This window comes from Sphingomonas sp. PAMC 26617 (genome assembly GCF_000242835.1).
Taxonomy (GTDB): Bacteria; Pseudomonadota; Alphaproteobacteria; order Sphingomonadales; family Sphingomonadaceae; genus Sphingomonas.
On sequence record NZ_JH594425.1, the window covers coordinates 69,218 to 91,710 of the forward strand.

Genomic DNA, 22,493 nt, shown 5'->3' on the forward strand with positions numbered 1-22,493 from the left:
ATGGTCCTTCCGGGAATTCGCACATGCAATACGAACGACGATCGGTTACAATACGTATCATCGCGGGACTGTCGTCCCCGGTTTAGTACGTGCGTGAACGATCATCGGTCCCGAGGGACAAGCTGGAATGAACAACCTGCAGGGTCGCGATATCGCTGTTGAATACCATATCCCAAACCCTTAGTCCCCATGCCCGCCTGCCCAGAGGGTTGCGCGTGGTGTAGAGGAATTTCCGCGAAGCCATTCGAATTGCGGGAAAACCGATAACCATCCACGCCTAACTTGCACCGGAGTCTGCCAGAGACATGCTGCAAAAAGCAGACGGCGAAACAGAATTCCAACGCCTTCATGCCGGGGCGAAACCCATTTCGAAGCAGACCCGTCGGTTTCAGCTTTATGCCTTGCTGACGGTCTTCGACGTCAGTGCGATTCTGCTCGCGTTCCTCGCCGCCGGCCTGTTGCGGTCCGAACCGACGTTTGGCGCCAACGGTCTGCGCCTCGCCTTGCTGATTTCGCCGATCTACGTGCTGGTCGCGTCCAATGGTCAGGCATTCGGCTATCAGGCACTGCTCAACTGGAAGCGCGGCCTTGGCAAGGCGCTCGGGGCGCTTGCATTCGCGATGGCCGCGGTCCTGTTCGTCGCCTTCTTCTCGCGCGCCACGCTCGAGTTCTCGCGTCTGGTGTTCGGCACCGGCGCGGCTTGTGCCTTCGTGCTGATCGGGCTTGGCCGCTATGCCTTCAACAGCGTGGTCGAGCGCACGCTTGGGTCGGTCTTGCGAACCGAATTGATCATCCTCGACAATTGCGACCTCCCGCCGCTTGGCGACGTTCGCGTGATCGATGCGGCGGCCTATGGCTTGCGACCCAATTTGCGCGACCCGAACATGCTCGACCGACTCGGGACCGCGGTGCACGGCGCCGACTTCGTTCTGGTGTGCTGCGCGATCGAGGATCGGGCGGCCTGGTCGCTGCTGCTCAAGGGGACCGACGTCCAGGGCTTCGTGCTCGCCCCGGAATTCGACGAGGCCGGCGCGAACAGGATCATGCGCTATGAGGGGCAGAGCGTGATGCAGGTCGCGTCGGGCCCGCTCGACGTGCGCAGTCGCGCGGTCAAGCGCGCGATGGATCTCGCCGTGACGCTCCCCGCGATCATCGCGCTTTCTCCGCTATTGCTGACGGTGGCGCTGGCGATCAAACTCGACAGCAAGGGGCCGATCCTGTTCCGGCAGCAGCGGCTTGGCCGGTCGAACCGTCTGTTCTCCGTCTTCAAGTTTCGGTCGATGCATGTCGAGGATTGCGACGCCGACGGCAATCGATCGACGACGCGGGGAGACCGTCGCGTGACGCGAGTCGGCGCACTGATCCGCGCGGTCAGCATCGACGAACTTCCCCAGCTCTTCAACGTACTGCGCGGCGAAATGAGTCTGGTCGGGCCGCGGCCGCATGCGCTTGGGTCGCTCGCCGGGGCCGAACGCTTCTGGGAAGTCGATCAACGCTATTGGCACCGCCACGCGCTCAAGCCGGGGATTACGGGGCTCGCGCAGGTCCGTGGCCTGCGCGGTGAAACGCGCGAGCGCGACGATCTGGTCAAGCGCCTGCAGGCGGATCTGGAATATCTCAACGACTGGTCGCTCGGACGCGATATCGCGATCATGCTCGCGACCTTCCGGGTCATCGTTCATGACAAGGCCTATTAGCCGTTGCGGTATCGCAACCGTTCGCTTGCACGATAAATTACCGATGTATTCGTCGCGGTTATGACGCTATTTACCTCATGCGTCGTAACTAGACAAAATCTGCTGACGTCCTCTCCGCGGCTCTCATGTCCCGGGGATTGGGAGGGAAAACTTTGGAAACGCCGTACGACTGGCTTACGCTGGCGATCTTCGCAGGGTTGATCATCCTGTTCCTGCAGCGCTCGACCGCCGAGACGCCGAGCGATCGAATGATCGAATACGCGCCGCCGGCGATCGGTTGCGCGGTCGCGAATTATCTGGGCAACCACGATCAGCACGCGCTGGCGATCATCGCGATCGTCGCGATCGTCGTGTATATCTGGTTCGTGCTCAAACCCCTGCAGCGGACCTGATGACACCAGACCGCCCCCGGCCTGTCTCGGCTTGCCGGCCCAACGAGGGATTCGTGCGATAGAAATGATTCCGATTCTGACGGGTCCGTCCGGGCCCGTTTCGTCGTTCTTCCACCGCTCGCGCCAAGGCAAAGTGTGATGCTGACTACCCTATCCGCACCCGAGGTGCGGCAAACGCGGACCTGGTCCTGGACGCCGGCGACAATTCTGCTGGTCGTGGCGGCGCTTGCCTTCACCGTTCCGACGATGCTCGATGTCGCCCGCGAGAGTTGGGGGACGGAACAGGGCGCGCATGGTCCGCTGGTGCTGGCGACGGGGATCTGGCTGATCGTGCGCGAGCGGGAACGGATCACCGCGGTGGCGCGGCCCGGTTCCGCGCTGCTGAGCTTCCTTCTTCTCGTGCCGCTCGCCATTGTGTTTGCGGTCGCGCGGATCACCTCGATCATCGAGATCGAATCGATCGCGATGTACCTGAGCCTGATCGTCGTGTTCTACGCCCTGTGCGGCGGGGCCGCGGTACGGACGATCTGGTTCCCGCTGGTGTACCTGCTGTTCGTCTTCCCGCCCCCGGACTCGCTGTTCGCCGCGCTGACCCAACCGCTCAAGATCGCGATCTCCGAATGGTCGGTCGATATCCTGTACCTGCTGGGGTATCCGGTCGCCGGATCGGGCGTGACGATCCAGATCGGCCAGTATGAAATGCTGGTGGCTGCCGCCTGCGCCGGCCTCAATTCGCTGATCAGCCTTACCGCGCTGGGGCTGTTCTACACCTATCTGCGGCACAGCTCGAACTGGCGGTTCATGCTGCTGCTGGTGTGCTGTATCGTCCCGATCGCGATCCTCGCCAATCTGGTGCGCGTCTTGATGCTGCTGCTGATCACCTATCATTTCGGGGAAGCGGCCGGTCAGGGCTTCTTCCACGAACTCGCGGGCATGACGATGTTCATAACGGCCTTGCTAGGGATCTTCCTGATCGACTGGATCTTCACGCCGCTCCGGCAACGCTGGGCACCGGCAGGACAGGACGCATGACCAAGCCCATTCCACACACGTCGACGCACGCCACTGCCGTTTCCCGCCGACAGGTGGCTGCGGGCGTGACACTGCTGGCGGCGGCCGGCGCGGCCTATGCCTTCACCCCGCGGACGGTGCTTCGCACGCTCGGCACCGCAAAGCTCGACACGCTCGTTCCGCACGCCTTCGGCGGCTGGCGCTTCGAGGCCAATAGCGGGCTGGTCCTGCCACCCGCCGATCAGCTGCGCGACCGGATTTACAGTGAGTTGCTGACGCGCGTATACCGCCATACCGACGGCAGCGTGATGATGCTGCTGATCGCCTATGCGGGCACGCAGGACGGGTCGATCCAGGTCCATCGCCCGGAGGTCTGCTATCCCGCGAGCGGCTTCCGGCTGACCGATATCGAGGATCACGACGTCAAGCTGGCACCCGGCGTCGACGTGCCGTCGCGCTATATCGTCGCCGAGACCGAATTGCGCAGCGAGAAGATGATCTACTGGACCCGGTTGGGCCATCTCTTTCCACGCAAATGGTCCGCACAGCGGCTCGCGGTGATGGAAGAGAATCTCAAGGGCATCATACCCGACGGGGTTCTCGTCCGGATCTCGACACTCGGGCAGGGAGACGGCCGGCCCGGCCTGGATCGCTTCGCCAGCGCCATGTTCAGCGCGGTCGGTGCGCAGATGAAGTCGGTGCTCGTCGGCCCCGCCTGACACCCGCATCGAACGACCAGACATCCTACATTCAACAAGGGGTACCAGAATGACGATCAAGAAGACGATGCTGCTGACGGGCGCGAGTGCCCTGCTCCTGCTGGCTGCAGGCTGCGAGAAGAAGGTCGGCGGTCAGGTCGTTGCCGTGGTCAACGGCGAGGAAATCACCCAGCAGGAAGTGAATGCCGAACTCCAGGGGGCCAACATTCCGCCGAGCGCGGACAAGAAGGCGATCATGGCGCAGGTCGTCCAGCAGATCGTCGATCGCAAGTTGCTGGTGCAGAAGGCCAAGGCAGAAGGCCTCGACAAGTCGCCGAGCTACATCGAGCAGCTTCGCCGCGGTGAAGATGCGCTGATCATCAACCTGTTGACGACCAAGGCCGCGAAGGGCGTATCGCTGCCCGACGCGAGCGCGGTCGACAAGTTCATCGCGAGCAACCCAACGCTGTTCAGCGCCCGCAAGCGCTACACGCTCGATCAGATCACTTTCTCGCAACCGAATGACACGGCGGTATTGCGCCAGCTCGAACCCGCCCACTCGCTCGAAGCGGTCGCGGCAACGCTGTCGGCGGCCGGCGTCCAGTTCACGCGCGGGACCAACACGCTCGACACCGCGATGCTTCCCCCCCCGGTCGCTGCCAAGATCGCAGCGCTTCCGGCCGGCGAACCGTTCATCACGCCCGACAAGGGCCGTTTCATCGCCAGCGTGATCACGTCGAGCACGGCAGCCCCCACCCCCGAGGCGCAGGCTCGCCCTGCCGCGCTCGAACTGCTGCGCCGCCAGGCGCTTGGCGATACGATGCAGAAGCAGTTGCAGGCAGCACGGTCGGCGGCGAAGATCACCTACCAGCCCGGCTTCTCGCCGCCCAAGACGCCGGCCGCTGCCCCGCCGGCAATCGCACCCTGAGGCGAAGAACCGCTGATCCGGGCGGATTCGTCCGGCCGGATCAGTCGGTTACGGTATTGTCGCAAAGGTGGAAGGTGGCCAGCACCGCCTGCGCGCGCGGGCTGATCTTGGCGGCCTTCGCCATATCGCGAAGGACCGTAGCAGCCTCGTCCTTCTGCCCCTTGGCGATCAGCATCTGCGCGAGACGAGTCGCCGCCCGCGGTGAATCGGGAACGATCCGCAGCGCTTCGCGCATGTTGCTCTCGGCAAGTTCGGGCTGATTCTGTGCCACCAGGATATCGGTCAACGCCAACCGCGCCGTGATGTTGGCGGGGTCATCGGTGACGAGCTGTCGCCCGTCCGACAGCGCCCCCTCGAAATTGCGGGTTGCCGCACGCAGCCGCGCGCGCGTCAGCAAGGCTCTCGGCTGTGCGGAATCGACGTCGAGGATCAATTCGGTGCGCGACAAGGCATCGAGCATGCGTCCCTTCAACCCGAGCGCAAACGCGTAGGCCGCCTTGGCGTTGGAATTGGCGGGGTCCGGCGAGGCGCCGGGTTCGTCGCTGCCCAGCACCTGGAGCGCAAGATCGGGCTGCCCGGTCTCATTGGCGAATTGCGCGAACAGCGCCTTGGTTTCGAGCGAAGCCCCGGTACTGCCGCGCATGATCTGATCGCGGGTGACCGCATCCCGCCCTTCATCGAGCCACATTTCCAGAATCGTCGAGGCGAGCGCTATATTTTTCGGATTTTTATCCAGCACCTGCCGGACGATCCCGAACGCCTGATCGGCGCGGTCGGTCTGATACAACCAGTCGGCATAATCGAGCTGCATCCGCGTATCGCCAGCGTTGCGTTCCGCCAGCCGTGCAAGCGTGCGCTGATAGCCGGCGCTGTCACCCGACTTCAGATACAGGTCGCGCAGGAACACCAGTCGCGAGGTCGGGTCGCTTTGCTGGTCGAGCGACTCCTCGATCAACTTCGCCGCGGCCGGGTTTTCGCCTCGATACGCCAGCGTCTGGCCCTTGAGGATCAAAGCGCTGACGTCCCGCGGATTGCCGGCCAGAACCTTGTCCGCGAAGGCCAGGGCCGTCTTGGAATCGCCACGCTGCAGCGCGGCACCGCCCTTCATCGTAATCGGCATCGGGTCACCCGGATTGATGACGAGCAACTGATCGGCGTAGCGATCGACCTTGTCGGCCTGCCGGACGTTGAGGCCGAGCTGGCACAATTGCCGAAGGGCCTCGATATTGCCGCGGTCGAGCTGGTAGACGTTTTCGTAAGCATCGAACGCGCCACCGAAATTCTTCGCGGCCAGCTGGATCCGGGCCAGGGTCAGCCAGTAATCGCTGACGTCGTCGCGCGCGTCGATCGCCTTCTGGATGTTCTGGCGGGCGCCCTGCAGGTCGCCTTGCTGGAGGGCCGTCTCCGCAAGGGCGGCGGCTGCGGCGGCGCGATCGTCCTTAGAGGCGCATCCCGCCACCCCGCCCATCAACAGAAGTGGCGCAGCCCAGACCGTTGCGAACCGTAGCGACAAGCATTTCATGAAACGACGCAATCCAATACCACGAAGGGATGAGACGGACCGGCTGAGACGGACGGGATCAAAGGAGGCAACCGTGCCGGGCCGTGACGCGCCTTGTCAACGGCTTCATCCCGCAAAGCCAAAAGCGGTATAGCGTCAGCAACGCTTAATCCGGCCGGCGTTACCGGTGCTTTAACCTAGCGTCGGCTAGGACAGTTGCGCTAGGGACCGGAAAACCGGTCAGCAGGGAAAATTCTATGATGTTTTCGGTACAATCCGTGCGGTGTTGTGTAGCGTTCGGACTTATGGCGCTCTCGGTCCCCGTCATGGCGCAAGGTGCGTCCAGTGCGCCGGCCCAGTTGCGTCCGTACCGGATCAACCCAGGCGATGAGCTCGAGGTTTACGTGTGGGGCGAGGAGCGCCTGCAGCGCGCCGTCAAGGTTCTTCCGGACGGTACCTTCGCCTTCCCGCTCGTCGGTCAGGTCGATGCGAACAACAAATTGCCCGCCGATATCGAAGCCGCAATAACGAAGGGTCTTCGCTCGCAGTATCGCGAGGCAGTGCCGCAGGTGACGGTGTCGGTTCGCACCCCGATGGGGCTCCAGTTCAGCGTCGCGGGCAAGGTCAAGACGCCCGGGGCGTTGACGGCTGGTCGCTACATCAACGTGCTCGACGCAATCGTCATGGCGGGCGGCCCGGCCGATTTCGCCGACGTCGGCAATGTCACGATCCTGCGCAAATCGGGCTCGGGCCTGAATGTCATCAAGGTTCGCCTGACCGATATCCTGAAGGGGAACCCGAACGCGCGGGACCTCGCCGGTCTGCCGCAGCTGGAAAGCGGCGACACGGTGATCGTACCGTGAGGGCGCGCGCGTACCTCGCCTTGTGCGCCGCGACCGTGGCGATGCCTGCGTTCGCGCAGACGACCGAAACGCGGCTGAGCACGGACGTGTCGAGCACGCTCGGCTATTCGAACAATCCGTTCTCGATCAACGGATCGAACACGGGTGCGGCGTTCGTCTCGGTCGATATCCGGCCGCAGCTTCGGCTGCTGCGGGAGCGCAGTAGCCTGACGATCAGCGCAGACGCGAACGTCCAGCAGTATGTCAACAAATACAACCGCTCGGACAATTACTCGGCGGGCGCAGTCTACGCCTTCACCCCGTCCGAGCATATCAATGCCAGCCTGAGCGCGGCGTTCCAAAGCTCGCTGATCGGGTCGACGAACGCACCGTCAAACCAGTTCGCGGTCGTGACCCCGATCGATCCGACCGCACCCGTCGCTCCGGGGACCGGCGCGGGTACGGGCGCCATCGTCACCAACCCGGTCGACACTTCGCCGATCTACAACGGCACCGACATCGGTCTCTTCGGAACCGGCGCACGCCGGCGCACGATCAACGGCGGCGGTGCCATTTCGGCTGTTTTGTCGGCACGCGACATCGTGAACGCAAGCGCGTTCATCATCAACTCGCGCTATTCGAACGGCGCCAACACGACCAATGTCGGCGGGCTGCTGGGCAATCGCGACAATTACACGGGGTTCGGCGGCACGGTCGGGTACAGCCGACAATTCACCGCGAATATCCAGGCGGGTCTGCAGGGGTCTGCGTCTAAGTACAATTACGACACGACGAACGGCGACACGACCGTCTATTCGGTTCAGGCGACCACCACGGCGCGGGTCAATGCCTATTGGACGGTCAACGGCGCGATCGGCGTGTCCTTCATCGAACGCCAGACCGGCAAGTCCGACCCGGCGCTTTCAGGGAGCCTGGCGTTGTGTCGGCGCGGTGTCCGTTCGGCCTATTGCCTGAACGCCAATCGCTCCGTTCAGCCGACCGGGATCCTCGGGACGCAGATCTCGACAACGGTCGGCGGCAATTACACCTATCGCCTGACGGAACGAAGCAATATCGGCGCAACGGCAGACTATAGCAGGAATACAACACCGCCCGGTCTCAATGGTCCGATCAATACGCTTGGCATCGGGAACGAATATGGCCGGGCAATGGTCAATTACGATCGTCAGCTGCGCCAGCGGTTACGGTTCATTGCCTCGGCAAACTACCGTCAGATCTTCGGCGGAAACCTGAACCGGCCGAGCGATTTTGGCGGACAGGTCGGCCTTGCATTGCGCCTCGGGGATTATCGATGAATGATATGACGACCCTGGCGCATGACCAGGAACCGGATACCTCTTCGAACTTCATCGGCAGCCTTCCCGTGATCCTGTGGGAACGGCGCTGGTTGATCATCGTGCCGTTCATCCTCCTGAGCATCGCCGGGGTGGCTGCGGCATTGCTTCTGCCGCGTTCCTATCGCTCGAGCGCGACCTTGCTGGTCGAATCCCAGAACCTGCCGACCGACGGGGCGGCGTCCGGCCCGGGCGATACCGTCATCGATCGGCGCATGGCGAAGATCCGACAGCAGATCCTCAGCCGTCCGGACCTGGTTGGCCTGATCCAGGCGAACAACCTGTATGACGCCTCCGCCCGCCGCGAGCCACTGTCGAAGCTCGTCGATCGGATGCGCAACGCGACCAACCTTTCGGCGGTCGACGCAAATATTTCGCGCGGCGGCAATTCGGGGTCGATCGCTTTCGCGCTGACCTTCGACTATCCGACCGCGCCGCAGGCGCAGCTCGTCGCGCAGACGTTCGTCGATCGCCTCCTGAAGCTGGACGCCTCCGAAACCCAGGCGCAGGCGCAGACCAACGCCCGCTTCCTGGAGGACCAGGAGTCCAACCTGCAGACCCAGGTCAACGCGATCGAGACGCAGATCAACCGCATCACCGGCCAGAACGGCGCCGCGCTCGCGGCGGGCACTGCGGGCATGACGGTGATGACGGGCGGTGGCGATTATGACGGCCAGATTGCCGGCCTTGAGCGGCAGAACGCCGAGCTGCAGGCGCAGACCGGTCGGCCAGCGGTCGGTCGCGACCCCAACGTCATTGCCGCCGAAGCGCAGCTTGCCGCGGCACGGGCCCAATATTCCGATGACCATCCCGACGTGAAGCTCGCCGAAAGCCGGCTTGCGGCGGCGAAGTCGACTGCCTCTGCGTTCCAGACCAACAGCGTTTCCTCGGTCGTGCAACGTCAGGTCGCTGCCAACAACGCGGCGATCGGCCGGTTGCGCAACGCCAAGTCGATGGAAACCAGCCGCGCGACGACGATGGCGGCGGCGCAGGCCCGCGGGCCGCTAGTCGCACAACAGGTCGCCCAGTTGCAGTCGCGTGCGGACGTGCTGCGGGCCAACCTCGCCCGGATCCAGAGCAGCCTGCTCAACGCGCGGTCGGTCGTGAAGATCTCCGACGAGCAACGCGGCGAGCGGCTGACGCTGATCGATCCGCCGGTCACGCCCGATACCCCCACCCAGCCCAACCGGCCGATGCTGATTCTGGGCGGAGTCCTGGGTGGCCTTGCGGTCGGGCTTGGTCTCGCGCTGCTGCTCGAGCTGATCGCACGGCCGATCCGCAGCGTGGGAACGCTCACGCAGTTGACCGGTGCCCCGCCGCTCGCCGTCATCCCGGTGATTTCGAAGAAGAAGGCGCGACGCCGTTCGGGCGCCGCCAAGACTCCCGAAATCAGCGCCTGACCTCCTGACGATCTAAGGTAAGCCATGCCCAGTTCCTGGAACTCCTCCGCCGGCGACGCTCCTGCGCCCAAGCTGGTGCTGTCGCCTGACAGCATCGCCGAACCGCTCGACCGGTACGATTCGCCGCGTCGGGGGATCTTCGGCTTCAACAGCCGCGATCGCCGCTCGCGGCCCTTCAACCTGCTCCGCTCGCAGGTCGTCAAGATCATGCAGGCGAACAAGTGGAAGGTGATCGGCATCACCTCGGCCACGCCGCGCGTCGGCAAGTCGTTCATGGCGGCCAACCTCGCGGCGTCGCTGTCGCGCATCCCCGGGACGCACACGTTGCTGTTCGATCTCGACCTGCGTCGCGGGTCGATCGCGGACATTTTCGACATTCCCGAAGGCGTGGGGATCAACACCTTCCTCGCGGGCGAAGTCGATTCGCTCGACGCGGCGTCGCGGGAGATCACCGGCACCGGGCTGACCGTCTTCCCGTCCTTCCCGACCGATCACAGCTCGGCCGAATTGCTTGCTGGCGAGCGGTTGCGGACGCTGGTGCAGGCGATGCGTAATCTGCCGGATGACGTGATCTGCATCTGCGACCTGCCCCCCGCATTCGCCAATGACGATGCATCGATCGTCCTGCGCGAGATCGACGCCTATCTGATGATCGTCGAAGAGGGCAAGACGACCGCACGCCAGGTCAAGGACACGCTTGAGATCCTCCGCCCAGCCCCGTGCATGGGCACCGTGCTCAACCGCTACAAGGGCGGTATTGGCGGGGACGATTACGGGTTCGGCTACGGCACGCAGCGTTATTACGACGCCTATTACTCCTGATCGCCCGGGCCGGACCGGCGATCTGACAGGGAATTGAGATGGGACCGTTCGATGTGGTCGCGGGCCTCGCGCTTGCCCCGATCGCGCTGGTCGATGCAGCGTTCCTGCTCGAGACCGGGCTCGGGCTGTTCCCCGGTCGCGCCCCGTCGCCGCCCTCCCGCGACAAGCGTGTCGTCGTGCTCGTTCCGGCGCATGACGAGGAACTGACGCTGGCGGCATCGGGTGCTGGCCTCGTTCGGCTGGTCGGGCCGTCGACGCGGGTCGTCCTCGTCGCGGACAATTGCACCGATGGTACTGCGGGCGCTGCGCGCGCACTCGGGCTGGAGGTGGTCGAACGATCCGATCCGGTCCGACGCGGCAAGGGGTATGCGCTGGCGTTCGGGCGCGACCACATCGCCACTTCTCCGCCGGATGTCGTGGTGGTGGTGGATGCCGATTGCGAGATCGACCCGGCCGGACTCGCGCGGCTGACCGACTCGGTCATCGCGACCGGACAGGCGGCGCAATCGGCGTATCTGTTCCGCCCTGCCCCGGACGCACCGCCCGTAGTGCAGATTTCGAACTTCGCCTTCTTCGTCAAGAACCGGATCCGCCAGCGCGGGATCGCGCGGCTCGGCGGCGCTGCGATCCTGACCGGATCGGGAATGGCGTTCCCGTGGTCCGCCTACCGCGCGCTCGATCTTGCGACCGGCAACGTCGTCGAGGATCTCGCGATCGGGATCGGGCTGATCGAACTCGGCCAGCCCGCGCGCTATTTCGACGGGGCGACGGTCCGGTCGGACTGCAGCAGCGATTCCGGGTCGAGCACCCAGCGCGCGCGCTGGGAAGGCGGCTTCCTTGCGATGGCACGGCGGCACGGCTTCGGGCTGCTGCGCTCGGGGATCGCGCGGGGCAATTGGCGGCGGTTCTGGATGGGGGTGCACCTGTGCGTGCCGCCCCTGTCGATGCTGCTCGCCGCCAACATTGCGGTGACGGGAGTGCTGGCGGTTGCCGCGCTGCTCGGGGCCTCTCCGCTTCCGCTGGTGGTCGCGGTGGTTCTGCTTGGGTTGCTCGGGCTCGTCGTGACGCTGGCCTGGACCGGCGAGGGTCGGATGCATCTGCACCCCGCCGCCGCGGCACGGCTCCCGCGCTATTTGGTCTGGAAGCTTGCCATGTATGCCCGGTTGCTTACTGGCCGCCAGAAGGTCACGTGGACCCGCACGGAGCGGATCGACCCCTGACGACGTCCCTCAAAGCGGCTACCGGGACGCCATCCAGGCAGGCGGCTGGTCGATTGGATCGTCCCACCGCGCGACATGCGGTTGCAGATCCTGCACCGTCGGAAGGATCCCGTGGCGCAACAGATCGCGCGCCTCATTCGCGATTGGAAGGTGCTTGCCCCCGAGCCCGACGGCACGGCGCGCGACAAACAGGCCGTGGCCTGCCATCCACAAGCCCCCCGCCAGAATCGCCCCGGTGCGCCCGCGGGTCCGCGCGTACATCCGTCGGCGCGCCTCGAACCAGTAGCGTGGCAGCGGCGGAAGCGCGCGCTTGACCTTGCGGTCGTAGTTGATCCCGGTCGATGCCCCGCCGATATGCCGGACCCGGCTCGCGGGTTCGTGGCGCATGCTCCAGCCCGCGTTGGCGAGCCGCCACATCAACTCGACCTCTTCGAAATAGAGGAAGAAGCCGGTGTCGAACAAGCCTGCCTGCTTGAGCGCGGCCGCGCGGAACATGACGCTTGCGCCGGTCACCCACGCCGCCTCGCTCGCTTCGGTGACGAGCATCGGCTTGATCCCGAGCATCCGGCGCATCATGTCGAGCCGCGCGCCCCGCACGAGTTCGCGCAGCGGCGACATCTCGGCGAAGGCGGAACCGGAAAGGCTGCCATCCTCGTTGAGCAACAGGCTGCCAACCGCCGCGCAGCGCGGATATTGGTCGAGCACCCGGCGCAAGGCGGTGACAGCGCCGGGCTCGACCTCGGTATCGGGGTTGAGCACGTGGATATAGTCGGGTGCGTTGCTCGACTGGAGCAGCCGCTGGATCGCCTGATTGTTCGCCCAGCCGAAACCGCCGTTGATCGGCAGCGCGAGGACCTCGACCCAATCCGCGAGCGCGGGATCCGCCACCCCGGCGTGCAATACGTCCGCCGACGTGTCGCCCGATCCGCCATCGACGATGATGACGCGCAAACCCGAATTGTCCGCGCGCTCGGGAATCAGCGCACGCGCGGCCGACAGGGCAAGCGCCGGGGTCCGGTAATTGACGATGATCACCGCAACCTTGGCGGGGTCGGCGGCACCGGTCATCGACTGTCCTTTGGTATTCTGCTTTTTGCGGGGATGCCGACCGCAATTGCCCCCGGCGCGACATCGTCGAGCACGACCGCATTTGCACCGATCGCGGCCCCGGCACCGATCTCCACCCGCCCGAGAATCACCGCCCCCGCCCCCACGTCGACGCGCGCGCCTAGAATCGGCGCGTCGGCAGGCGCATCGATGCGACGGATCCCGAGGGTACAATTCTGACGGATCACACAGTCATCGCCGATCACGCTGTTGCCGTGGATCACGATCCCGCCCTGATGCTCGATCACGACGCGGCGACCAAGTTGGACCGAATACGGAAGTTCGATCCCATAATGGTTGCGGCACCGCCGGAACAGCAGGCGATACATCAGGCTGAACGGGATGCGCAGCGGCTTCGGGCGAACCGCCATGCGCCACACGCCGAACCGATGCACCGCGACCGCGCGGAACCCGGGGCGAGTCCAGTCGCGCCCATGCGCCACCCAATCCTCGCGGATCTGCGTCCATAGGGGCAGCGCCGTCATCCGCGCGCGGGGCCGCGATGATATTCGATCAGATCGGACCGGCGACCGGTCAGCTGCCCCAGTTTATACCGGGCCAGACCGATGGTTTCCGCGACCTTCCCGATGACCAGGAATATGCCCGTCAACATCGCCTGTCGCGGCGGCAGCGTCGCGCGACGCCGTTTCGCGATCCGCAGCATCTGCACCGGCCACAGCAACGCCAGCGCGATTGCGGGAACCGACCAGATCGCGCCAAACGCCATCGCCGCGATGAGCAATACCACCACGGCTGCGGGAAGAATGCCGCCCCACAAAGCGATGCTGCGACACTGCCGCCGGTAATCGGGCGCGCGCAGCCCGGGGTGCCGGTCGGCAAGCTCGCCAAAGGCGTGACCCGCCCGCTCGGTCCGGCGCCACCACTGCCCGAACCGCAGGATCGCCGCGTCGTGAATCGTCATCGCATGGTCGATCCGGAACAGGCGCCATCCCGCCTTGCGCAGCCGGACCGCCATATCGGGATCCTCGCCAGCGATCATTAGAGAATCATAACCCCCAACCGCATTGAGTGCATCGACCCGGACCATCACGTCCCCGCCGGCGGCCATCGCCTCACCGACCGGGCTGTTCCATTCGTCATCGCAAAAGGCGTTATAGATCGACCGCTCGGGAAACCGTTCGCGCCGACGACCGAAGACGAGCGCGAGCGTCGGATCGGCTTGCAGCGCCGCACTGGCGGCATCGAGCCAACCGCTCGCCAGTTCGCAATCGCCGTCGACCATCTGGACGCGCTCGAGCTGCGGATAATCCTGCAGCAGACGCTCGAGACCCGCGTTGCGCGCGCGCGCCGCGGTAAATTTGGGCGGGACTGCGAGTTCCACGACCACGACCCCTTGCGACCTAGCCCAGGCCACGCTGTCGTCGGTCGACCCCGAATCGACATAGACCCGCGCCGCGACGGTGCTGGTCGACGCGATGCATCGCCGCAATCGCTCGCCTTCGTTGCGACCGATCATCACGACGCCGACCAGCGCCGCGCGCGATTCCGTCTGGGGCGTCACGATTCGATCCATACCGTCCGCTAGCCTTACCCGACGCATGGTTGTCAACCGCTTGACGTCGCGGCGTGCAAGCTGTCACGCGCATCGCAGAGCAGCAAAAGGGAATGATTGCGGTGACTCCGACGCGACAGGCGCCCGACCGAAAACGCTCGTCGTTTCCGAGGACGAATTTTCTCGGGCTCGATTTCGATACGCCCGACGCAGCGGCCGTCGTCGCCTTCCTGCAGGGCCGACGGGCAGATGATTCGTTCGGCTATATCGTCACGCCCAACGTCGATCACATGGTCCAGATCGACACGCATCCGGATCTGCGCCCGGTCTATCAGGGTGCGTTGTTGTGTCTCAACGACAGTCGCGTGCTGGCGCGGCTCGCGCGCTTTCATGGTGTCTTGCTCAGCGTGGTGCCGGGGAGCGACCTGATCGTCGCGTTGTTCGGATCGGTGCTGCAGGATGGCGACCGGCTGTGCCTGATCGGCGGAAGCGATACGCTCGCAAACGAATTAAGAGCGCGCTATCCCCGCATTACGCTCGTGCATCATGTTCCACCGATGGGGTTGCGCCGCAACGTTGCCGCGCGTGCCGAAGCGATCGCCGCCGCCGCTTCCGCCGATGCGCGTTTCACGCTGCTTGCCGTCGGCGCACCGCAACAGGAGATCCTGGCGGCGGAGATGGCGGCTGCGGGAACGGTCCGGGGAACCGCCTTCTGCATCGGTGCCGCGGTCGACTTCATCGTCGGCGCGCAGGTCCGCGCGCCGCGGATCGTCCAGCGGGCCGGCATGGAATGGTTCTGGAGACTGGCCGGAAGCCCGCGCCGGCTCGGGCGGCGTTATCTGGTCGAGGGACCGAGGATCTTCCGGATCGCGATGCGGTGGAAGCGCGATCGAGGCCGCTCGGCTGGTTGAGCCAGGCTGCACTGCCGGAGACGCTTGGCCCCCGGCAGTGCATGCCCGATCAGAACACGAAGTCGGTCGCGCGGATCCCGTTGGACGATTGGACGGTCAGCACGATGTCCGCAATGCCGTCGCCATTGGTATCGGCCAATACGGTCCAGTTGCTGCCACTGCCCTGAACCCGCAGTTCGCCCGCGCGCTTGGTGAAGTCGGCGGTGCCGACGAAGCTGAAGGCATCGCGCAGCGTCGTTGCCGAATTGGCGTCGATCGCGCTGAGGTCGATCTTGTCGGCCTGGTCCGCACCGAGCACTACGCTCGCCGAGGTCGCAGCGGTTGCGCCGAGGTTTCCAGGAAGGAAGCGATAGGTGTCAGCCCCCGCGCCGCCGTCCATGACATCGCGCCCACCGCCGCCGTACAGCACGTCGTTGCCGGCATCGCCGAACAGCTGGTCGTCGCCGGTACCGCCATAGAGCGTGTCGTCGCCCGCGCCACCGCGCAGGATATCATTGCCGCCGCCGCCGGTCAGAATGTTGTTGGCGGAATTGCCGGTGATCGTGTTCGCCGCCGAATTCCCGGTTCCGTTGATCGCCGCGGTGCCATCCAGCCACAGCGACTCGACATTGTCGGACAGCGTGTAGGTGACGGTCGACCGGACGATGTCGTTGGTCCCCTCGCCGGGCAGTTCGATCACCTTGTCGTTGACGTTGTCGACGAGATAGGTGTCGTCGCCCGCGCCGCCGTACATGGCGTCCGCACCAAGGCCGCCATCGAGGATGTCGTTCCCGGCATTGCCGTACAACGTATCGCTTCCGTCCCCGGCCCACAGATAGTCGTTGCCGGAACCGCCCGTCATGACATTGGCGCTGCTCGTGCCCATGCCGATGAAATTGCTCGATCCCAGATAGCGCAGATTCTCGACGTTGTTCGACAGCATGTAGAGCGTAAGCGTGGTGTCGACCTGGTCGGTCCCGCCATTGGCGAGCTCGGTCACCTGATCCGCGTAATTGTCGACGACGTAGGTGTCGTTGCCTGCACCACCGGTCATCTTGTCGGCCCCGACCCCGCCGTTGAGATAATCGTTGCCATCCCCGCCAAGCAACGTGTCGTTGCCCGCGCCCCCGGTCAGCGTGTCGTTGCCCGCGCCGCCCGACAGCGTGTCGCTCCCGTCGCCACCGGTGATGACGTTGTCCGAGGCATTGCCGGTGCCGACGAAGGCGGCTGCTCCGGTGTAGGTCAGATTCTCGACGTTGTCGGACAGCGTGTAGCTGGTCAGCGCGGTCCGGACCTCGTCGGTGCCGCCACCGCTGAGCTCGGTCACGACGTCGCCGGCATTGTCGACGACATAGGTATCGTTGCCCGCGCCGCCCGCCATCTTGTCGGCACCCGTGCCGCCGTCGAGCAGATCGTTGCCGGCACCACCGACCAACGTGTCGTTACCGGCACCGCCCGACAGGGTATTGCCGCCTGCGCCGCCCGTGATGACATTGTCGAGCGCGTTGCCCGTGCCCGTGAAGGCGGCCGAGCCGGTGTAGGTCAGGTTCTCGAGATTGTCGCCGAGGGTAAAACTCGCGAGCGTCGTGCGGACGAGATCGGTCCCGCCGTCGGCCAGTTCGGTGACGACATCGCCCGCGTCGTCGACGACATAGGTATCGTTCCCCGCGCCGCCGGTCATGCGATCGGCACCCGTCCCGCCGTCCAGCGTATCGTCGCCGTTGCCGCCGACGAGCGTGTCATTTCCTGCCCCGCCCGAAAGTACGTTGCCGTACTTCCCGCCGGTGATGACGTTGTCGAGCGCGTTGCCGGTGCCGGTAAACGCCGCTGCGCCACTGTACGTCAGGTTCTCGACATTGTCGCCGAGGGTATAGCTGGCCAGCGTCGTGCGGACCTCGTCCGTTCCATCGCCCGCCAATTCGGTGACGACATCGCCTGCATCGTCGACGATATAGACGTCGTTGCCAGCACCGCCGAGCATCGTGTCCGCCCCGGTTCCCCCATCGAGATAATCCGCATCCGCGCCACCGACGAGCCGGTCCTGCCCGGCTCCACCGCTGAGCGTGTTCCTCGAGGCGCCGCCGACGATGACGTTATCGAGCGCATTGCCGGTACCGACGAACGCGCCCGTGCCTGCGAAGGCGAGGTTCCGCGTGGTTGCGTCGAGTACATACTGGCCAAGCGTCGTCGCGACATCCATCCGGTCGGTCGAGAACACCGTGTCGGTCGGTGCCGCTGCGACCTTGCCGGCCTTTGCAAGGGCGACCAGCGCGTCGTACTTCACGCTGCCGGTGTCGTAGGTGCTCGTCAGCGCTCCCCATTCGCCCCACTTCGAATCGTAACCGACATTGTTGAACGCGTTGAGCAACTTGCCGCCGGCGGCGGAAAAGTCCGCCACCGCCTGTTGATAGGCCGTCGCCATCCGCGGATCCTTACTCAGCTTTTCGAGGAAGGCCTGAATCTCGGGCTGCGCTGCGGCGGAATATTGATAGGATGTGGTGTGGACACCAGCCTCGTACGAAACCAGATCCAGCCCCCATTTCGCGGCCACCCCCGCCTGATAGTTGACCGTCGATTTCAACGAACTGATGTCGTTCATGATTGCGGCGAAACCTGCCGCGAGCCCGTCACTCCCGGCCCGCGCCCAGCCTAGCACCGTATCTTCACTCACGTTGCCGAGATTGAAATAGTTGGTGATCGCATAGTCATCGAACAGCGTCGACACGTCCCCGACGCGCTGGACCCCCTTGATGATCGACGACTCCAGTCCGCGATAGCCGGTCTGCGTCGATAGGACGGTTCGGGCGCGCGTTTCATCATCGCCGAAGACCGACTTCGCAATCGCTGCGATCTGCGCGGAACGATAGCCGTAGAATTGCACCCAGCCGTCGCTGACATGCTCGGCGGGGTTGCTGGAATCAATGACGCCATCGCCATTGACATCCTTGCCGAACAGTTGGTCACCCATGCTCAAGGCATAATGGGATTGGGAGAACTGCCAGTTCCAGACCTCATTCGAATATTCGATCTGGACTTTAAGCCCTGCGTCTAGGTGATCATGCACATAAGATAATGTCTTGGCCACATAATCGTCATTGGCCTGGGTCGGGATGTTGATCCACATATCGGTACGTGTCTTGTTCGCCAGCGCGACCAGCACCTCGATCGGGGCGCTGCTCGTATTGCCGTTCGCGCTGTACGACGCGCTCGTTGGCGTTACACGGTCGGACCAGTTGACGACATTCGAGTTGTTGGTGTTCGACCAGTCCATGTACCGCAAGGTGGAAAATGGCGCCACTTTCTCAACGAAGGCCGGGTTAAAAATTTCCCCCGAATCGAAAAGGGCGAGCTGATCCTGCCGGACGATATTGATTTTCGTAATCGGGTTTGCCGGATCAACCCACCAATTGGTCAATTGCTCCTGCCCGGTACCCGAGTACTGGAAGACGATCTCTCCAGGCTTTTGACTCAATATCTTGGAATACAGGAAAGTGAAGCTGGCATCTCCGGTATATCGCATGACATAGATGTCAGACGTAGGAAGCGCGGATGGGTCGAGCTCGAGCATCGTGTACTGATTCATCGCACCTGCCGCCAGCGCCGTCGGGTAGCCATTGGCATCCAGTGTCGGACCATTCACGGAAGCATATTTACTATCACGCGCCACCCACGTCGACGACGTCTTGAACCGATCCAGAAACGGAAACTGGTTCCCATAATAGCTCAGGCCATTCAGGTTCATACCGATTTCAGTTGCGGACATGGCTAAGACCCTCGAATAATTGCGCTTTCTTCTTCGGTACACTAGGGTGCGTATGAGATTTGATAGTTTCTATGGTAAACAACGGCTTAAGCACTTGGCTAGAGCAATATGGACGATGTCACCACTCGTCTCATTCCGATACCCGCGGCCGTCTCAGACGGCGCTTGGCTAGGCCTGCAAACCTCCGTAGGGTTTGCGGCAACGCCGCATTCCGTCGGCTTCCGGATGAACGAGCGAGCTCATGTTAATAGCTGCAAAGAACTTTGTCTACCTGCAAGCAATGCTCCTCATCGGCTGGTCGATATTTTACTATTCCTTGCAAAGTTCAAAGCGCTCCATAGTCGGCCACTTTCCGGTTTTGGTGATGTCGGCAATGGCTGCCATTTTATTCCTTTCTCCCTTCTACAGTCTTACAAGTCTGGCGTTTTTTCTGTTTCCGATCGTGGCATGCCGGACGCGCAAACAGCTACTGATCGTCATGATAATCGGTATCCTGGCCACCCCCGGTCTCCAGACCCAAGTCGAGGCGGGAGGACTTTGGTTGTTTGCCTGGTCAATCCAGTCGACACTCGGTCTCGGCGGCTTGATTGCCCTGTTTACGACACGCAAGGACACCGCGACAGGACGATCCGGGGTAAATATTCCTCTTCTTCTCTTTCTGATGCTGCTGATTGCAATTGCGACACGAGAGTCCGCTCTCTCGAATTGGTCGCGACAAACCATCGCACTTTTCTGCACGTACGGGGTCCCGGCATTCGTTATCGCCAACTGCTTGCGGTCCGAGACCGGTCGACAGACGCTGCTCGCCACTCTGGCGGGCCTGGGCAGCATGCTGGCGGTGGTGCTTGCCTACGAAGCCCGCGTCCACTGGCCTCTGTACGCTGGCCTTGAAGACCGTTACGGATTGATCCGGGGCGGAGCATTTGTCGTCAAGTTCCGGGGCGGGGCGATGCGGGCCTATGGACCAATGGACGAAGCAACCAACGCAGGTTTCACGCTGGTTATCCTCTTCGCCGCCGCGCTAGCGTGCAACGCTATCTTTAAAAAGGGTGGTTTCCGGTACCTCATTCCGGCGGTCATATTGTTGGGCGTGGCAGCACCGCAATCCCGCGGCGCATTGATCGGCGCAGGCGTCGTAATCTTGGCACAGGCATTCTACCGTTTCGGGCCTGCTGGGCTGGGCAAGGCTGTCGCCATCCTAGCCCCAATTGCGGCAGCCTATTATGCCCGACGGTCTGCCACAGGACCACTTGCCGACGCCGAAAGCACCAGCGATTACCGTTCGCAACTGTTTACACGCGGGATGCAGGAATTCTGGCATCATCCAATCGCTGGTGACGCGATGGTCCGGGTGTACGCCCAAATGGAAGATCTCCGCCAAGGCGAGGGAATCATCGATTTCGTGAATACCTACCTGTATTTTGCACTTGCCACCGGGATCATCGGTCTTGCGGTCTTCTGCATCGTCCTGCTTCTGCCGATGGGGCAACTGCTTGCAAAGCGAAAAAACTTGATTGCCGACCCTGCCACGGGAGCGTTTGCGGGGTTTGCCTTCGCGACGTATGCTGCCTGTAGCGTGATGCTTATCTTCACTTCGATTCAACAGCGTCCGATGATCCTGATGCTTGCACTTGCCGGCGCCGCTGCCGTAATCCAGCGCCCGCGCCGCGTTCCTCTGGGCCGCCAAGTCAGCCGCACGCCGGCGATACAGGCTTGGCCAGTCCTCTAACCTCGCCACAACCGTCGGCTGCCGCGCGGCTGTGATATCTGGCGTTCAACGGCGTTAAAACCGGCCGCCCACGGGGCCAAACCCCTTATCGCTCTGTCGACGGTCCGTCTGAGCACGAGCTTACCGCGGACCGGCCGATTTCCCTGGCCTTTACGCTTTCATCCAAACTGGAGCCGGCACTCCGCCAATCAGAAATACAGATACCAGACCACGCCCCCCATGGCCGCGATCGTCGCCAGGCAGATCCCGTCGACCTTGCCCGAGAACAGCCCATCGCGCGCCGCGACATAGGCCACGTAGGCATAGCCGACGAAAGTCGAAACCGCGGCACCGACCAGCATCCCGACCACGCCCCCGGCATAAAAGCCCGCCACCGTCCCAAGGATCTTCGTGACCATGAAGACCGCCATGAGATTGGCATGCAGCCGCACCTTCCCCAGCGCCAGAAAGGCGCTCTGGTAGCCCGACGATACGACCGCGATGGGTCCCGTGACACAAAGCAGCGCCATGTATCCGGCGGCCGCGTGATAGCGGGAATCGTACAGCGTCCAGATCAATGGCCCCGACGCCAGCGCGAGCAGGAAAAATACCGGGAGCGTCAAGAGCAGGACGCGCAACCGGATCTTGGCGAACGTCCCGAGAAACCGATCATGCCCCTCCCCGCGCGCCTCCGCCAGCGCCGGGAACCCGACCACGCCTTGGACCTGGCCCGCCAAATCCGACGGCATTGCCGCAAAGGTCTGCGCGATCCCGAGGATCCCGAGCGTTTCGATCGGGATCAGGCCGCCTTGAATCGCACGCAGCCCCTGTCCGCCGAGATAGGTGAACATCGTCGAGACGAAGATCCAGCGCCCGAAATTGAAGAGGTTACTGACGGTCTTGGGGTCGAGATAGAAGCGGTGGCGGTGCCCCGGGAGCAACACGAAGCTCAGCACCGTCCAGATCACCGAGCCGATGATCGTGCCATAGGCCAACGCCCAGACCGAACCCATTTGCCATGCCAGCAGCGCGGTCACGATCAGCGTGACGAACTGGCCGACGACCTGAACGGTCGTCAGCGCGCCGAGATGCAGGCGCTTTTCACGAACCGCGAGCATCGTCGACTGGAAGCCGGTGATAAAGGCGGACGACCCCATGACGATCATCAGGCCAAACAGCGTCGGTTGCTTGTAGATCAGCGCTACTGGCCAGGCCAGCAGGCAGCAGACACCCCACAGGATCGCGCCACGAATGACCTGAACCGTCCAGGCGGTGTTCAGGAAATTCTCCGTCGCGCCATCCGCACTCTGCACGATCGCCGGCTTGATGCCGACGTCACTGAACATCCCGAGCCCGATCATGATGACATTGGCCAGCGTCATCAGTCCGAAGGCCTCGGGAAACAGCAGCCGCGTGAGAATGATGTTGGAGGCGAGCTGCATGACGCGCTGCGTCCCGAACCCGGCCACGGCCCAGGCGCTGGCGATGGTGGCCCGTTGCCGCAGCGTCTCCGCATTGGATACCAGGCTCGTCAACCGCGCTAAAATCATGAGGGAACCCGTCGCTGGAAGATGATTGGCAAGGCAACCGTCCGGCTCTGCCGTTCCACCCGCCCGCGTATCGGGCGTGCTGGAAAGGCAATGCGC

At 63.7% G+C, this 22,493-nt stretch carries 18 protein-coding genes; 12 read left to right on the forward strand and 6 right to left on the reverse strand.

The features are described from left to right. The first annotated feature begins 401 nt into the window (after positions 1–401). The 5 genes from RH91_RS00290 (at position 402) to RH91_RS00310 (ending at position 4,726) form a co-directional block, all read left to right on the forward strand. Positions 402–1,697 (forward strand): sugar transferase, encoded by a 1,296-nt coding sequence (locus RH91_RS00290; RefSeq protein WP_232283351.1) that lies wholly within the window; start codon positions 402–404, stop codon positions 1,695–1,697. Positions 1,698–1,849: 152 nt separating this feature from the next. Further along, a complete protein-coding gene (locus tag RH91_RS00295; RefSeq protein ID WP_010160455.1) occupies positions 1,850–2,089 on the forward strand; it encodes an XrtV sorting system accessory protein in 240 nt (79 codons plus the stop codon). A 138-nt stretch (positions 2,090–2,227) separates the two neighbouring features. Next, entirely contained in the window at positions 2,228–3,121 is an 894-nt protein-coding gene (xrtV, locus tag RH91_RS00300) for an exosortase V (protein WP_010160456.1), read from the forward strand. Further along, positions 3,118–3,819 carry an exosortase-associated protein EpsI, V-type gene (gene epsI, locus RH91_RS00305; RefSeq protein WP_232283352.1) on the forward strand — a complete coding sequence of 234 codons (702 nt, stop codon included), beginning with the start codon at positions 3,118–3,120 and terminating at the stop codon, positions 3,817–3,819. The genes xrtV and epsI overlap by 4 nt, the downstream gene beginning before the upstream one ends. Before the next feature lie 49 nt (positions 3,820–3,868). After that, positions 3,869–4,726, forward strand: coding sequence for a SurA N-terminal domain-containing protein (locus tag RH91_RS00310; RefSeq protein WP_010160458.1), 858 nt, complete (start codon positions 3,869–3,871; stop codon positions 4,724–4,726). A 40-nt stretch (positions 4,727–4,766) separates the two neighbouring features. Here RH91_RS00310 and RH91_RS00315 read toward each other — a convergent pair whose 3' ends face one another. Then, entirely contained in the window at positions 4,767–6,248 is a 1,482-nt protein-coding gene (locus RH91_RS00315; protein ID WP_010160459.1) for a tetratricopeptide repeat protein, read from the reverse strand. A gap of 284 nt (positions 6,249–6,532) precedes the next feature. Here RH91_RS00315 and RH91_RS00320 point away from each other — a divergent pair, with 284 nt between their 5' ends. The 5 genes from RH91_RS00320 to RH91_RS00340 are packed head-to-tail and all read left to right on the forward strand — an operon-like array spanning position 6,533 to position 11,866. Then, positions 6,533–7,090, forward strand: a complete 558-nt coding sequence (locus tag RH91_RS00320) for a polysaccharide biosynthesis/export family protein (RefSeq protein ID WP_010160460.1) — start codon at positions 6,533–6,535, stop codon at positions 7,088–7,090. Beyond that, complete coding sequence (locus tag RH91_RS00325) at positions 7,087–8,385, forward strand: hypothetical protein (RefSeq protein ID WP_010160461.1); 1,299 nt, start codon at positions 7,087–7,089, stop codon at positions 8,383–8,385. Before RH91_RS00320 ends, RH91_RS00325 begins: the two co-directional genes overlap by 4 nt. A gap of 5 nt (positions 8,386–8,390) precedes the next feature. After that, on the forward strand, positions 8,391–9,824 hold the full coding sequence (locus tag RH91_RS00330) for a Wzz/FepE/Etk N-terminal domain-containing protein (RefSeq protein ID WP_010160462.1): 1,434 nt from the start codon (positions 8,391–8,393) through the stop codon (positions 9,822–9,824). Between the two features lie 24 nt (positions 9,825–9,848). Then, complete coding sequence (locus tag RH91_RS00335) at positions 9,849–10,646, forward strand: CpsD/CapB family tyrosine-protein kinase (protein WP_010160463.1); 798 nt, start codon at positions 9,849–9,851, stop codon at positions 10,644–10,646. A gap of 38 nt (positions 10,647–10,684) precedes the next feature. Continuing rightward, positions 10,685–11,866 (forward strand): glycosyltransferase family 2 protein, encoded by a 1,182-nt coding sequence (locus tag RH91_RS00340; RefSeq protein ID WP_010160465.1) that lies wholly within the window; start codon positions 10,685–10,687, stop codon positions 11,864–11,866. An 18-nt stretch (positions 11,867–11,884) separates the two neighbouring features. Here RH91_RS00340 and RH91_RS00345 read toward each other — a convergent pair whose 3' ends face one another. Genes RH91_RS00345 through RH91_RS00355 form a run of 3 tightly spaced genes read right to left on the reverse strand, consistent with a single transcriptional unit; the run spans position 11,885 to position 14,495 of the window. Next, a complete protein-coding gene (locus RH91_RS00345) occupies positions 11,885–12,934 on the reverse strand; it encodes a glycosyltransferase (RefSeq protein WP_010160466.1) in 1,050 nt (349 codons plus the stop codon). Continuing rightward, positions 12,931–13,458 carry a serine O-acetyltransferase gene (locus tag RH91_RS00350; RefSeq protein ID WP_010160467.1) on the reverse strand — a complete coding sequence of 176 codons (528 nt, stop codon included), beginning with the start codon at positions 13,456–13,458 and terminating at the stop codon, positions 12,931–12,933. Before RH91_RS00350 ends, RH91_RS00345 begins: the two co-directional genes overlap by 4 nt. Next, on the reverse strand, positions 13,455–14,495 hold the full coding sequence (locus RH91_RS00355; protein WP_029623481.1) for a glycosyltransferase: 1,041 nt from the start codon (positions 14,493–14,495) through the stop codon (positions 13,455–13,457). The genes RH91_RS00350 and RH91_RS00355 overlap by 4 nt, the downstream gene beginning before the upstream one ends. 104 nt (positions 14,496–14,599) lie before the next feature. Between RH91_RS00355 and RH91_RS00360 the strand changes: the two genes are divergently transcribed. Further along, positions 14,600–15,397: a WecB/TagA/CpsF family glycosyltransferase gene (locus RH91_RS00360; protein ID WP_010160469.1), complete on the forward strand. Its 798-nt coding sequence runs from the start codon at positions 14,600–14,602 to the stop codon at positions 15,395–15,397. Between the two features lie 49 nt (positions 15,398–15,446). On the opposite strand, the gene RH91_RS00365 is transcribed toward RH91_RS00360, so the two are convergent. Continuing rightward, a complete protein-coding gene (locus tag RH91_RS00365) occupies positions 15,447–18,647 on the reverse strand; it encodes a beta strand repeat-containing protein (protein WP_232283353.1) in 3,201 nt (1,066 codons plus the stop codon). Between the two features lie 733 nt (positions 18,648–19,380). On the opposite strand from RH91_RS00365, the gene RH91_RS00370 reads away from it, so the two are divergent. Next, complete coding sequence (locus RH91_RS00370) at positions 19,381–20,868, forward strand: O-antigen ligase family protein (RefSeq protein WP_010160471.1); 1,488 nt, start codon at positions 19,381–19,383, stop codon at positions 20,866–20,868. 188 nt (positions 20,869–21,056) lie between these two features. Here RH91_RS00370 and RH91_RS00375 read toward each other — a convergent pair whose 3' ends face one another. Next, complete coding sequence (locus RH91_RS00375) at positions 21,057–22,382, reverse strand: oligosaccharide flippase family protein (RefSeq protein ID WP_232283354.1); 1,326 nt, start codon at positions 22,380–22,382, stop codon at positions 21,057–21,059. Positions 22,383–22,493 lie beyond the last annotated feature (111 nt).